Source organism: Hydrotalea flava, from assembly GCF_001623405.1.
Classification (GTDB): domain Bacteria; phylum Bacteroidota; class Bacteroidia; order Chitinophagales; family Chitinophagaceae; genus Hydrotalea; species Hydrotalea flava.
Genome location: NZ_LUHG01000045.1, coordinates 55,438 through 69,503, shown reverse-complemented (window position 1 = coordinate 69,503; position 14,066 = coordinate 55,438). Strand labels below are relative to the sequence as shown.

The following is a 14,066-nucleotide window of genomic DNA, read 5'->3' as shown; positions in this document are numbered from 1 at the left end:
CAACACATGAAAATAGGGTTTATTATAAGCTGCATTTGTAAATACAACTTTTAGCCCCCTACCTTTGTTACACTTTAAATATTGTTTATGCAATTGAATGATTTATATCAGAAAGCATTAAATCTGGAATTTTTAACCATTGAGGAGGGCATGTTTTTGTTTGAGCAGGCCCCACTAACCGAATTGATGTTTGTGGCTGATACGCTGCGGAAAAAACAGGTGCCACATGGTAAGGTTAGCTGGCAGATTGACCGCAATGTAAATACCACCAATGTATGTATAGCCAATTGTAAGTTCTGTAACTTTTACCGTATACCCGGACATGCTGAAGCCTATATTACCGATATGGATACCTATCGGAAAAAAATTAAGGAAACCATTCGTTACGGTGGCGATCAGTTGTTGCTACAAGGCGGCCACCATCCGGAGTTGGGTTTGGATTTTTACACCCATATTTTCCGGCAAATCAAACAGGAATTTCCCACCATTAAATTGCATGCACTTGGTCCGCCGGAAGTTGCCCATATTACCAAATTAGAACAATCAACCCACCGTGAAGTATTAACTGCATTGAAAGAAGCGGGATTGGATTCTTTGCCCGGTGCAGGTGCTGAGATATTGGTTGACAGGGTAAGAAGATTAATATCAAAAGGCAAATGTGGTGCAGATGAATGGCTGACCATAATGCATGAAGCCCATGAACTGAATATTACCACCAGTGCTACCATGATGTTTGGCCATGTAGAAACCATTGAAGAGCGGTTTATACACCTTGCCCGCATTCGCGAAGTACAGGCCATGAAACCCGCCAATACCAAAGGTTTTCTGGCATTTATACCCTGGACATTTCAAGATGTAGATACCCTGTTAACCCGCATCAGAGGCGTGCACAATTTAACCACTGCCGATGAATACATCCGGATGATTGCCATTAGTCGCATTATGCTGCCCAATATCAAAAACATACAAGCCAGTTGGTTAACCGTAGGAAAAGAAACCGCTCAGGTTTGTTTACATTCCGGCGCCAACGATTTTGGCAGTATTATGATTGAGGAAAATGTAGTAAGTGCCGCCGGAGCACCCCATCGGTTTACCTATAAAACCATCCAGGATGCCATCCGTGAAGCAGGTTTTGAACCCCAGCTCAGAAACCAGCAATACGAGTGGCGCAATATTCCCGAAACGATAGAAGAACAGATAATTAATTATTAGAAAATACACTAGTGCCTTTTACTGGGGCAACTCCATTGCAGTTGTCCCTTTTTGTTGCGGCCGATAAGGTGAATCGAAAAAATACAATACCAACCCTGCCAGTAATATCCCAACGCCGATAGTACTTTCAACCGGTTTATCCATCAGCGTAAATACCAGTACCCATACATTAAACAACAAAAAAATAATTTGCAACAAAGGTTTTAACGGACTTTTAAATGTTTTGTGTGGCTTTGGCGTTGTAAACAAACTGGTAGCTACTGTTAAGGATGCCATTAACTGCAAAATAAAACCGGCATACAGCAATACTTTTTCAAACGAACCGGTTAAAAGTAGTACAATAGCAATACCCACATGCAACCAAACAGCAGCCACCGGTATACCATTTTTATTTTTAGTTGCCAAAGGCCGCCAGAGCGTATTTTCCTGCGCCAAAGCACAGGTTACCCTTGGCCCCACCCATAAATAAGAACTAATGGTAGCTATTAACTGAATGGCAATAAAAGCACTCACCCATTTACCGCCGGTAGTACCCAAAATATTGTTAAAGGCAATAAAAGTTACTTCTTCCCTGCCCTTTAAAGCCGATACGGTAGCATGTTTCAATAATACATATTGAAATAAAATATACACCACGGTAACAAATAAAGTGCTGCCAATTAAGGCACGTGGCAGGCTAATGCCGGGATTTTCAATTTCATCTACCACGTACGCAGCAGCATTCCAGCCGGTATAAGCAAATGCCACATATACCATTGATACTGCAAATCCGGGTTGTAGTATTTCTTTATGCCAGTTGTTATTCAACTGAATGGCATTGGCTGCCGGTGAGGCATACAACAAACCAATAATGATTAAGATTACAATAAAACCTATTTTAACCAATGTGCTGATATTTTGGAGTTGGCTACTATGCCGAATGGTAAAACTATGCATTAGCCCAATTAGCACAATAATACCAATGGCCAACCATTGGTTACCTGCAAAGCCCAGTACGGGCGAAAGGTATTGGGTAAATGCCATGGCAGCCAAGGCTACCGGCGCCGAAAAACCAACGGTTAAACCTGCCCAGGCCGAGAGATAACCCAATACAGGATGAAATATGCGGGATAAATAAATATAATCGCCGCCGGAATCTTTGTAGTGGGTACCCAATTCGGCATACGCAAATGCGCCAAAAAGTGAAAGTACGCCACCAATAGCCCATAAACTCAAAATACTCCAGGTATTTTGAATGGCATTGAGCTGAAAGCCTACGCTGGTAAAAACACCGGTGCCAATCATATTCGCAATTACTATGGAGGCTGCCGTGTATACGCTGATTTTTTTCAAGAAGAAAAATTAAGTCTGTTCAATGATTATCAAAAACACACCAATCGCCTTTAGAATTCCATGCTGAATTCCGCCACTAAATTAAGGGAAAGCCAATCGAAAACAGGCATGATATTTAACTGCAATCTTTTCGCATATACTGTAAAAAAATATTTGTTATCGCCTCTTCCGGTTTGTATATTTGAATATCAGCGGTTATACACGAAACAGTTTTTTTGAAAGGGTTAGCAGCAGCTGCCTTTTTTTATGGCCAGTTCTGCAAAGTTGAGCGAACCAACCAATACCCGGCCTCATTTTCAACAACGCATTTTATTTGAAGTGTGAATGCCGGGATATAGATATGGAATACAAAACAGATACTTGCCAATGGCTTTCCCTACCTTTGTCACCTTAAAAAATGCACCATGAACGAACCTTTTGTTGTACGGATACAGAAAGAACTGTCTGCCATAGCCGAAGCCGGTTTAATGAAAAAAGAACGCATTATTACCAGCGAACAAGGCGCTGAAATTATGGTTAACGGCCATAAAGTATTGAATTTTTGTGCCAACAATTATTTGGGTTTATCGGCCCACCCCAAAGTAATTGAAGCGGCACATAAAGCCATTGATACACATGGTTATGGCATGAGCAGTGTTCGGTTTATTTGTGGCACCCAGGATATTCACAAAGAATTAGAAACAAAAATTGCCCGATTTCTGGGAACAGAAGATACCATTTTATATGCTGCCGCTTTCGATGCCAACGGTGGCGTATTTGAGCCTTTGTTTAATGAAGAAGATGCCATTATCAGCGATGCGTTGAACCATGCCTCTATTATTGATGGGGTAAGGCTTTGCAAAGCACAACGCTTTCGGTATGAACATAACAACATGGCCGATTTAGAGGTACAACTGCAAAATGCGGCCGGTTGCCGTAGCCGCATAATTGTTACCGATGGCAGTTTTAGCATGGATGGCACCATTGCACAATTGGATAAAATATGCGATCTGGCCGACCAATACAATGCCATTGTTATGATTGATGAATGCCACTCATCCGGATTTTTAGGTAAAACCGGCAGGGGCACCCACGAATACCGAGGTGTAATGGGCAGAATTGATATTATTACCGGAACCTTGGGTAAAGCATTAGGCGGTGCCAGCGGCGGCTTTACCAGTGGCCGAAAAGAAATTATTGAAATGCTGCGGCAACGGTCGCGCCCCTATCTGTTCTCTAATACACTGGCCCCCAGCATTGTTGGAGCCAGCATTGCAGTATTAGACATGTTAACAGAAACCACTGCACTGCGCGATAAATTGGAATACAATACCCGCTATTTCAGAATCAAAATGACGGAAGCAGGTTTTGACATTAAACCCGGCGAACACCCCATTGTACCCATTATGTTGTATGATGCTGTGCTGGCTCAGGAATTTGCTGCACAATTGTTACAGGAAGGCGTATATGTAATTGGCTTCTTTTTCCCGGTTGTTCCCAAAGGGCAGGCCAGAATAAGGGTGCAATTGAGTGCTGCACATGAACAACATCATTTAGATCATGCCATTCAGGCATTTTTAAAAGTAGGCAAAAAATTGAATGTGTTAAAATAATATTTATGCAAAGTTTTCTTAGATTTTTTAAAAAAACAGATGGGTTACAGCGGTTGAAAATAGTTGCAACAGTGCTATTACCGGTACTATTTTTATCGGCCTGTAGCTCTAATAATATTGAGGAAGATACTTCGCTGGGAACTTATTTTACACAGCATGGTGTTCAGGGCAGCTTTGCATTATTAGACAATGGAAGGGGCAGCTTTACCATATATCATTTAAAACGTTATAAAGATTCTGCCTATCAGCCTACCGCAACATTCAACATCGTAAATGCATTGGTGGGTTTACAAATTGGCACTATTGCCAATGAAAGAATGACGATTCCGTGGGAAGGTAAAGTACACCATTCTGTTAACGGAGATACAGCTGCGGCCTGGAATAAAACCCTGCGTTTTGATGAAGCCTTTCAGGCAGCTGCCACCCCCTATTTTCAGGAAATAGCGAGAAGAACCGGGAAAGAAAAAATGCAGTATTGGTTAGATAGCCTGCAATATGGCAATCATCAAATAGGCAGCAGTATTGACAGTTTTTGGATGAACAATACCCTTACCATTACCGCAGATGAACAATTAGGCCTGGTAAAACGCCTTTACTTTGGCCAATTGCCCTTTGATAAAACTTGGCAAATTCTCATCAAAAAGTTGATGCTGAAAGGAAGCAATGCCAATTATCAGTTATCTTACATTGATGGCGAAGGCACTATGCTAAACCAAAAAAGCATTGGCTGGGTATTGGGCTGGGTGGAAGAAAATAAGCATCCTTATTTTTTTGTGTTGAATATAGAGGGAAGTTCAAATACACCCATACAAAACACCGGCCCGCAAATAGTACATGATATATTAACCCAATTGGGATTTTTTAAAGGGAAGAAATAGTGTTGGTGAACCAATAATTTAGTTTTTCCTTTTTAACAGGAACCTGTAGCTTGCAGCACATGGTACAATTTGGCAATCAAAATTATTTATGGGCACTATTGGTGCTTGTTCCGTTAGCGGTAGCATATATTGCTGCCATAAGGCATAAGCGCCATATAAGAAAAATGTTGGGCAATGCAACATTGGTGCAACAACTCACCAATAATTATATGCCCAAAAGGTACGGACTGAAAATTGTACTGGTATTTATAGCCATTGGCTGTTTAATATTTTCCTGGGCCAACCTGCGCAAACCCACATCAGAAAAAGGTGGTAAGGGCAATGGTATAGATGTGATGCTGGTATTGGATGTAAGTAAAAGTATGCTGAGCCAGGATGTACCCCCCAGCCGTTTAGAAAAGGCCAAATCATTTTTAAATCAGCTTACTCCCGAAATTCAACACAACCGCATTGGTTTGGTTGTTTTTGCCGGAGAAGCCTATTTGCAAATGCCACTTACACCCGATGCAGTAGCCACCAAATTGTTTATTGATTATGCATCGCCCGATTTGGCACCGGTTCAGGGAACCAATATTGGTGCGGCACTTCGATTAGCCGATGCCTCGCTAGATGATAAAGAAAAAAAATATAAAGCTGTTGTATTGGTTACCGATGGGGAAGATTTAGATGCAGGTGCAAAAGCTGCTGCCGCAACATTGGCAGAGCATGGCACCGTTTTATATACCGTTGGCGTGGGAACGGAAGGAGGTGCACCGATTATGGAAAATGGGGCTTATAAAAAAGATGCCAATGGCAAAACAGTTATTTCAAAATTAGATGCCACTTTATTGCAGGAACTGGCCAACCAAACAGAAGGTAAATATTATTTTTTAGACAATACCGGCAGTGTGGCCAATGCAATAGCCATGCAATTAAACAATATGCAAACCAAGCCGTTGAACAACAATGGTGGGTATATGCAATATATTTTGTACTACCCTTTATTTTTGTCAGTAGCACTTATATTACTTTTGCTGGAAATATTTATTGCAGAAAAGAAGCGTAACAAAGTTATATTGTACGGACAAAAGAAACAGAAACAAACAAAATGGCAAAACAATTGGTAAATGCCTAAACAAAAAATGAAAATAATTTATATCATATTTACCTGCTTACTCCTTTTTTTTCAGACAACAGCACAAAATAAAACGGAATACGCTTTGTTATATAAAGCCAATCAATTGTATCAGTTGGGCAATTATGCGGAAGCACAGGCAGTGTATGATAAAGTATTAGCAACCAATCCCAATAACAGCATTGCTTTATTTAACAAAGCCAACGCTTTACAGCAACAAAAAAATTATGAAGCAGCCGCAAAACAATTTCAGCAAGTTGCATTGGCGAGCAACAATGTTTCATTAAAAGCAAAGGCCTATTATAATTCAGGGGTGGCAGCTATCAAGCAACAACAGCTGAATGATGCTATTAATGCATTTAAAGAAAGTTTATTGTTAAACCCTAATAGCGACTCGGCCCGAAACAATTTGCAAAAGGCGCTGAATGAACAAAAAAAGAATGAACAGCAGCAAAACAATCAGCAAAAACAGCCTAAAAACCCTTTAAGCAAACAACAGGCCGATAATTTGCTGAACCAGTTACGCCAGCAGGAAAAAGAATTACAACAATACGAAAAACAAAAAATAAAACCGGTTAATACTGAAAAAGACTGGTAGCAACTTTTAGCGCAAATAATTGTTTTTATTACAATCGCTTCAAAATATTAGTTATGCAACTTTATTGTAACAACCTAACAGAATACTGTCGTTTAAAAACACGAGAAGTAAAAATTGGCAACCTGCTGTTGGGTAACGGGCACCCTATTCGCATACAAACCATGACCACTACCAATACCATGGATACAATTGCCACAGTTGAGCAAGCCATTCGTTGTATTGAAGCCGGTGCAGAATTAATCCGTATTACAGCTCCTTCAAAAAATGAAGCCGAGAATTTGCTGAACATCAAAAATGAATTACGTAAAAGAGGATATAACACACCGTTGGTGGCTGATATTCATTTTACGCCCAATGCAGCAGAAATAGCAGCCAGAATAGTAGAAAAAGTACGCATCAATCCCGGTAATTATGTTGATAAAAAGAAGTTTGAACAAATTGAATATACCAATGCGGAATATGCCGAAGAAATAGAACGCATCCGCGAACGATTTACCCCATTGGTAAATATTTGTAAGGAATATGGCACTGCCATGCGTATTGGCACCAATCATGGTTCATTGAGCGACAGAATTATGAGCCGCTATGGCGATACACCCAATGGCATGGTGGAAAGTGCCATGGAATTTTTAAGAATTGCCAGAAGCTTAGATTATCATAACATCGTACTTAGTATGAAATCGAGCAACCCACAGGTAATGGTACAAGCATACCGCCTGTTGGTACAACAAATGATGGCAGAATTTAACGAATGTTATCCTTTACACCTCGGGGTTACCGAAGCCGGCGATGGTGAAGACGGACGTATGAAAAGTGCTGCAGGCATTGGTACATTATTAGAAGACGGCATTGGCGATACCATTAGGGTTTCTTTAACTGAAGATCCTGAATTTGAAATACCTGTTTGTAAAGATTTGGTAAAACGCTATAGACAAAGCTCAAGCAATCAAAATAAAATTCCTGCTGTAAACAACATACCCTATAATCCATTTCAATATAAAAGAAGGGATTCTTTCATGGTACAGAATACAGGTGGCACACAAGTGCCGGTTGTTGTAGCCGATTTCAGCAAGATAGATAACATAACGCCACAGCATTTGCGTAGTATTGGTTATACTTATGATGCAACAACAGATAAATGGAATATTGGAGATGCAGCAGCAGATTATATTTTCACCGGCCATCAATTACTATCATTTGAATTACCGGGAACCTTACAGGTAATTTGTTATCCGGCCAGCTGGGCATTAGCTGCTGATAAAAGTAAATATCATCCTATATTCAGCGGCTCTGGTTATATACAAACCATTCAAAAAGATGCGGCTATTAATTTTGTTTTATTAGATTGCTTTAGTGATGATACCACGCTGAATGATTATACATATTTAACAGAATTGGCCAATGATCCTACCGTGGTGATTTGTTTAACAACAAAAAACACCCATACTATGCCGGCTATGAGAAAAATGGCAATAGAGTTGATGAATAGAAATATTCAAAATCCGGTAATTTTCCATATCACAAGCAAATGGCATACCGTTGATGAACATCTGGTACATTTTGCAACCGTTGCCGGATCCATGTTATTAGATGGCATGGGCGATGGCTTGTTTTTAGAAATTGATGCAGCAATCTACAATAATCTGGCGCAAAAAAGCACCGCAGCCAGCGGTAGAAATTATTTGGAAAACAGCACAGTAGAAGCATTTTTAAACAATACCGCTTTTGGCATTTTACAGGCTACCCGCTGCCGTATTTCTAAAACAGAATACATCTCCTGCCCCAGTTGCGGCAGAACCTTGTTTGATTTGCAGGAAACCACTGCTAAAATAAGGGCAAAAACGCACCATTTAAAAGGCGTTAAAATAGCCATCATGGGTTGTATTGTAAATGGGCCGGGCGAAATGGCCGATGCCGATTTTGGCTATGTTGGAAGTGGCCCGGGAAAAATTACTTTATACAGAGGTAAAGAAATTGTAAAAAGAAATATAGACAGTGGCATTGCTTTAAATGAACTCATTGACTTGCTGAAAGAAAGCAACGTATGGATTGAACCGGTTCATTAAAATTGAATAATTTTTAGTATTAATACCTTTATTGATAATTACATGAACCATATGCGTACTGATTTCTTAGTGATAGGTTCCGGCATAGCCGGATTAAGTTATGCGTTGAAGGTAGCTAAGCATTTTCCAGATAAAACCATTACCGTTATTACTAAAACAAATGCAGAAGAAACCAATACCAAATATGCGCAGGGCGGCGTTGCTGGTGTTTGGGATGATACTACCGACAGTTATGAAAAACATATTGAAGATACTTTGGTTGCCGGAGATGGACTATGCAATAAAGCAATTGTAGAAATAGTTGTAAAGGAAGGCCCGAACCGAATTCAAGAATTGATTGGATATGGTGCAGAGTTCGATAAAGATGCTTCCGGCCAATATGCATTGGGAAGAGAAGGTGGACATAGTGCTTACAGAATTTTACACCATAAAGATGTTACAGGTCAGGAATTAGAAAGAACTTTGTTAAATGAGGTGCAGGCCACAAAAAACATACAATTAATACACCATTGGTTTGTGGTAGATTTGATTACACAACACCATTTGGGTTATTTAGTTACCAAATCAACACAGGATATTCAATGCTATGGCGTATATGTTCTAAATACATTAACCAATGAAATAGAAAAAGTGCTGGCAAAAATTACCGTACTGGCTACCGGTGGCTGCGGACAGGTTTACAGAACTACCACCAACCCTACCATTGCAACCGGTGACGGAGTGGCAATGGTATACCGTGCCAAAGGCCGCATTGAAAATATGGAATTTATTCAGTTTCATCCAACTGCATTATATCAGCCCGGCATTTCTCCTTCCTTTTTAATTACAGAAGCCGTGCGGGGTGATGGGGGTATTTTAAGAAATAAGCAGGGTGAAGCGTTTATGGAAAGATATGATGAACGAAAAGATCTGGCACCGAGAGATATAGTAGCCCGAGCTATTGATAATGAAATGAAAAAGGACGGTACAGAGCATGTTTATTTAGATTGCCGCCACATGGATATGGGGAAATTTAAACATCACTTTCCAAACATCTATGAAAAATGCCTGAGTATTGGTATTGATATATCACGTCAAATGATACCCGTTGCTCCGGCCGCACATTACAGTTGTGGAGGTATTAAAACCAATGAATGGGGCGAGTCATCCATTCAACACTTGTTTGCTTGTGGTGAATGTGCCAGTACTGGTTTGCATGGCGCCAACCGTTTAGCCAGCAACAGTTTATTAGAAGCCATGGTATTTGCCCACAGAAGTTATTTAGCCAGTGTTGAACAAATTGTTCATATAGCATTTCAGGAAAATATTCCCGACTGGAATGCATTAGGAACAACCCATCCTAAAGAAATGATTTTAATTACCCAAAGCAGAAAAGAGCTGGAACAACTGATGAGTGATTATGTGGGTATTGTAAGAACAGATATTCGCTTGCAAAGAGCCATGAAACGATTGGACTTGTTATATGAGGAAACGGAACAATTGTATAGAACCGCCAAAGTATCACCACAACTATGTGAATTAAGAAATGTAATTACCGTTGGATATCTTGTTGTAAAAGGCGCCATGTTTCGTAAAGAAAGTCGGGGGCTTCATTTCAATACTGACCATCCGGAAAAGAGTGCTTTACTGCAAAACATTGTACTATAAACATTATTCACTATTTTAATTCAATAAAATCTCGCCCCTTTCATCATTCATTACAGAAAAAATATGTATTACATTGTTTACGCATTATTTTATTTACTCTCCTTGCTACCATGGCGTGCAATTTATTGGATAAGTGATTTTTTTTATATAATTATTTATTATGTCATTGGTTACCGGAGAAAAGTAGTGGATGAAAATTTGATGACAGCCTTCCCTGAAAAATCGGAAGCGGAGCGAAGAAAAATTGCAAAAGAATTTTACCGGCAATTCACCGATACATTTGCCGAAGTAATTAAATTAGTTTCTATTTCAGGGAAAGAATTGGATAAAAGAGTAAAGGCAGACTACCATACTATTAACGAATTATATGCCACAGGTAAAAATGTACAAATTTTGCTGGGTCATTTCTTTAACTGGGAACTGGCAAATGTAGCCTATGCACAACATTTATTATACAACTTTATTGTGGTGTACAAGCCTATTGAAAATAAAATTTTTAACCGACTGTTCATGCACATTCGTAGCAGGTTTGGAACAAAATTGGTATCTGCATCTAATTTCAAGAAAGAATTTGCACAGGAATCAAAACAACAATATGCATTAATTTTGGTAGGTGATCAAAATCCGGGCAAGCCGGATAATACTTATTGGTTTAATTTTTTTGGGAAACCTGCCCCTTTTGTAAAAGGCCCTGAACTAAGTGCCCGCTATAATGATACTGCTGTTGTTTTCTGTAATTTTTACCGGGTAAAAAGAGGTTACTATCAATCAGAAGCCACCGTATTTACTACTACCCCCAAAGTTTTACCGGAAGCAGCCATTACGAAAGCAATGATTGCCTTTATAGAAGCTGAAGTGCGAAAAAGGCCGGCTAATTATTTGTGGAGCCATCGGCGCTGGAAATGGACTTTTCAGCAGGAGAAGCATGCACATTTACTAAAATAGTTATGGCGTTTCTGCTTTAATTTTCCTTTGGATCATGATTCGCCTTTTTGGAAGGCTTTATCAATTCAAATACAGCACCCATTGCCTTAATTTCGGGCCAACCACCCTGCAAGTGCCGCAAATTATGGATGCCTTCTTTTTTAATAAGTGAACAAGCGGTGATACCCCTGTAACCATTTTCGCCATAAATATAAATATTTTGAAAATCTTCAAAATTAGCCATACTGGCCGGATCTTTTAGTTCGGTGAAAGGAATATTGATAGCATTTTTCAAATGTTCCGCTTCAAATTCCTCATCAGAACGTGTATCAATTAAAATTAACTGCTCATCAAATTTTATATCCATAGCCAATTCATCTGCTTCTACTGCTATCATCAGGTCGATGGGCTCATTCAGTGTATTCCAGGCATGCATGCCATCTTTTAAATATCCAATAATTTGCTGATAACCTTCTTGCTGCATTAATTGAATGCGTTCTTCAGTGGCGGTATCGGTAACCAAAATAATGGGTTTACTTTGCAACTGTAATGCGGTTAAACATTCGGGGAGATTATCTTCCGAACAAATTGTAATGGCACCGGTAATAAAACCTGCTTCAAAACTTTGGGCCGGCCGAATATCGAACACACGAATTTCATCATTTTGAATCAGCCATTGTTTTACTTCTGCTACAGTTAAAGCAAGTAGCTTTTCGAGCATTTTGTTCATAAAAATCTTATTATTAAAAGTGTACAAAGGTAAGTCCTTGTTTACAATGAAACTGACACTATTGAAAATTTGAGATACTTGTATTGAAAATCAATAAAAAAATTCCGTAAGCAAAGAGTGTAGTACAAAAAAATCCACCGATTAATGAAAACCGGTGGAATTGGGTATGGGATAAATCAAAAAATTTATCCTACTAATTCGGTAACAAATTTCATCACCTCGTTAATGCGGGCATAGTTGGGTGCATAAAAAATGAATTTACCATTGCGTTGTGTGTTTACTAATTCTGCACGACGCAAAATGGCCAGATGCTGAGAGGCAACAGATTGCTCTAAACGCAATTTTACATACAACTCAGTAACAGTCATTTTTTTGTTTTCATCCAACAACTTCAGCATTTGCTGGCGAAGTTTGTGGTTCAGCGCTCTTAAAATTAGAGCCGCCTTCTTTGACTGGATCAAGTCAACCTTTGCACTGGGCCTGCCATTGCTTAAGGTTAGTGTGTTTTGTGAACTACTCATGTTTAGTGATTGGGGATTAAAAAATTACAATATGAGGCTAAAGTTAAATACTTTTTAAATACGGTGTATACCAAAAAAGGATTATTTGTAAATTTTTTTTGGATGATAAAATTCTTTCAGGTAAAAAGGAGTGGCATAAGCCAGGTTAGCCCATTGTTTATTTCGCCATGCCTGATAGGCTAAAACACCGAGATGGCCTGCATTTTGACTAATTTCAGCAAACTGTGCATTGGGGTGTTGTATTAATTTTTTCCATTTTATGCTGCCACTGCCAAAAAATAATATATGGTGGTCTTTTAACAAGTCATTATAGCAGTGCTCCTCTAAAATAAGTGCTGCAGGTTCAGATACCGACATTAAATCCGGTTGATAAACCGCAGTAAATACTTCCATTCTACGTGCATCTATCATCGGACATAACAGCCACTGGGTATTTGTGTTTTGTAGCATGTAATGCGATAGGGTTGCCAAAGCCGCCTGAGCCATTACCTTGAGTGTATTTTCAATAATAAGTGGTTTTTGTAATGCATAACAAATTCCTTTAGCTGTGGCTAAACCAACGCGTAAGCCTGTATAACTACCCGGACCGCCTGTTACGGCTACTGCATCAATAGCAGCAATATGGGTATTTGTTTTTTGCAATATTTGTTGAATGGCAGGCTGTACAAATGCTGCGTGGTTTTTTTGTTCATTACTGTATGCGATAGAAAGGACTTCAGTGTTATAACACATACATACTGAGGCTGTTTCTGTAGCTGTATCAATATTTAAAATAATTGCCAATACTGTATATTTTAATATGTTGTATGAATTGATTCCAATAAAAGTGGGGCAACCTGGTATTGAGAAGATTGTTGTTGCATTGCCTCTAATAAGCGCACAATATTGCTTACACCTATTTTTTCAGCCCATTCAAACGGCCCCAAAATATAATTGGTGCCCAAACGCATGGCTGTATCAATTTCATCTTTTGTACTAACGCCTTCTCCCAAACAAAAATACGCTTCATTAATAATGGCCGCAATGATTCTGGCAGCAATTATACCGGGCACATCCGGACACCAGATAAATGAAAAATTAAGTTGCTGCATCGTTTTTTCTGCTGTTTGTTGAACGGAGCTTTCCTGATTGACCAATTCAATAATAGACCTCTCCCAAAAAAAAGGCCAGGCATTGAAACGAATAAAGTTTACAGGCATTGTTTTCCATAGTGGAATAACTGCATTTACAAAAACAGGTTTATCGGTAATATACTGAAATGCAGGGCCTTCTGTTTCATATAAAAAATCAAAATAAGCATCTGCTATTGGATGGTTGTTCTCTTCAAACCAGTAAACTTGCACCCCTGCCGGTATTTTTTTCTGCAATAAAGCAGCCTGTTGCGCCTGATTGGCTTTAACCAGTATATGCATTATCCATTATTTAAAATACAAAAATAGGTTGGTTGATAAC

The 14,066-nt window shown here is 39.2% G+C and carries 13 protein-coding genes; 8 read left to right on the top strand and 5 right to left on the bottom strand.

Annotation, left to right across the window (positions count from 1 at the left end; translation table 11 throughout):
* The first annotated feature begins 87 nt into the window (after positions 1-87).
* Positions 88-1,212 carry a cyclic dehypoxanthinyl futalosine synthase gene (gene mqnC, locus A0F92_RS04735; RefSeq protein WP_068242216.1) on the top strand — a complete coding sequence of 375 codons (1,125 nt, stop codon included), beginning with the start codon at positions 88-90 and terminating at the stop codon, positions 1,210-1,212.
* Between the two features lie 18 nt (positions 1,213-1,230).
* On the opposite strand, the gene A0F92_RS04730 is transcribed toward mqnC, so the two are convergent.
* A complete protein-coding gene (locus A0F92_RS04730) occupies positions 1,231-2,544 on the bottom strand; it encodes an APC family permease (protein ID WP_253810171.1) in 1,314 nt (437 codons plus the stop codon).
* A 404-nt stretch (positions 2,545-2,948) separates the two neighbouring features.
* Between A0F92_RS04730 and kbl the strand changes: the two genes are divergently transcribed.
* Genes kbl through A0F92_RS04695 form a run of 7 tightly spaced genes read left to right on the top strand, consistent with a single transcriptional unit; the run spans position 2,949 to position 11,384 of the window.
* Positions 2,949-4,136, top strand: a complete 1,188-nt coding sequence (gene kbl, locus A0F92_RS04725; RefSeq protein WP_068242212.1) for a glycine C-acetyltransferase — start codon at positions 2,949-2,951, stop codon at positions 4,134-4,136.
* A 5-nt stretch (positions 4,137-4,141) separates the two neighbouring features.
* The gene (locus A0F92_RS04720) at positions 4,142-5,014 is read left to right on the top strand and encodes a class D beta-lactamase (protein ID WP_167516817.1); all 873 of its coding nucleotides are present in this window, start codon (positions 4,142-4,144) and stop codon (positions 5,012-5,014) included.
* A 59-nt stretch (positions 5,015-5,073) separates the two neighbouring features.
* The gene (locus A0F92_RS04715; RefSeq protein WP_068242210.1) at positions 5,074-6,120 is read left to right on the top strand and encodes a VWA domain-containing protein; all 1,047 of its coding nucleotides are present in this window, start codon (positions 5,074-5,076) and stop codon (positions 6,118-6,120) included.
* The gene (locus tag A0F92_RS04710; protein WP_068242208.1) at positions 6,121-6,726 is read left to right on the top strand and encodes a tetratricopeptide repeat protein; all 606 of its coding nucleotides are present in this window, start codon (positions 6,121-6,123) and stop codon (positions 6,724-6,726) included.
* A gap of 53 nt (positions 6,727-6,779) precedes the next feature.
* A complete protein-coding gene (gene ispG, locus A0F92_RS04705; RefSeq protein WP_068242206.1) occupies positions 6,780-8,792 on the top strand; it encodes a (E)-4-hydroxy-3-methylbut-2-enyl-diphosphate synthase in 2,013 nt (670 codons plus the stop codon).
* 51 nt (positions 8,793-8,843) lie between these two features.
* Positions 8,844-10,439: an L-aspartate oxidase gene (nadB, locus tag A0F92_RS04700; RefSeq protein ID WP_068242401.1), complete on the top strand. Its 1,596-nt coding sequence runs from the start codon at positions 8,844-8,846 to the stop codon at positions 10,437-10,439.
* A gap of 42 nt (positions 10,440-10,481) precedes the next feature.
* A complete protein-coding gene (locus A0F92_RS04695) occupies positions 10,482-11,384 on the top strand; it encodes a lysophospholipid acyltransferase family protein (protein ID WP_317038888.1) in 903 nt (300 codons plus the stop codon).
* Between the two features lie 16 nt (positions 11,385-11,400).
* Here the strand turns inward: A0F92_RS04695 and A0F92_RS04690 are convergent, their stop codons facing one another.
* The 4 genes from A0F92_RS04690 to A0F92_RS04675 all read right to left on the bottom strand — a co-directional run bounded on the left by A0F92_RS04690 (position 11,401) and on the right by A0F92_RS04675 (position 14,026).
* Positions 11,401-12,093, bottom strand: a complete 693-nt coding sequence (locus A0F92_RS04690) for a rhodanese-like domain-containing protein (RefSeq protein WP_068242203.1) — start codon at positions 12,091-12,093, stop codon at positions 11,401-11,403.
* 185 nt (positions 12,094-12,278) lie between these two features.
* Positions 12,279-12,614, bottom strand: a complete 336-nt coding sequence (locus A0F92_RS04685; RefSeq protein ID WP_068242201.1) for an ArsR/SmtB family transcription factor — start codon at positions 12,612-12,614, stop codon at positions 12,279-12,281.
* Positions 12,615-12,695: 81 nt separating this feature from the next.
* Positions 12,696-13,397, bottom strand: a complete 702-nt coding sequence (gene tsaB / locus A0F92_RS04680; protein ID WP_068242199.1) for a tRNA (adenosine(37)-N6)-threonylcarbamoyltransferase complex dimerization subunit type 1 TsaB — start codon at positions 13,395-13,397, stop codon at positions 12,696-12,698.
* Between the two features lie 11 nt (positions 13,398-13,408).
* Positions 13,409-14,026, bottom strand: a complete 618-nt coding sequence (locus A0F92_RS04675) for a 3-hydroxyacyl-CoA dehydrogenase family protein (RefSeq protein ID WP_068242196.1) — start codon at positions 14,024-14,026, stop codon at positions 13,409-13,411.
* Between the last annotated feature and the right edge of the window lie 40 nt (positions 14,027-14,066).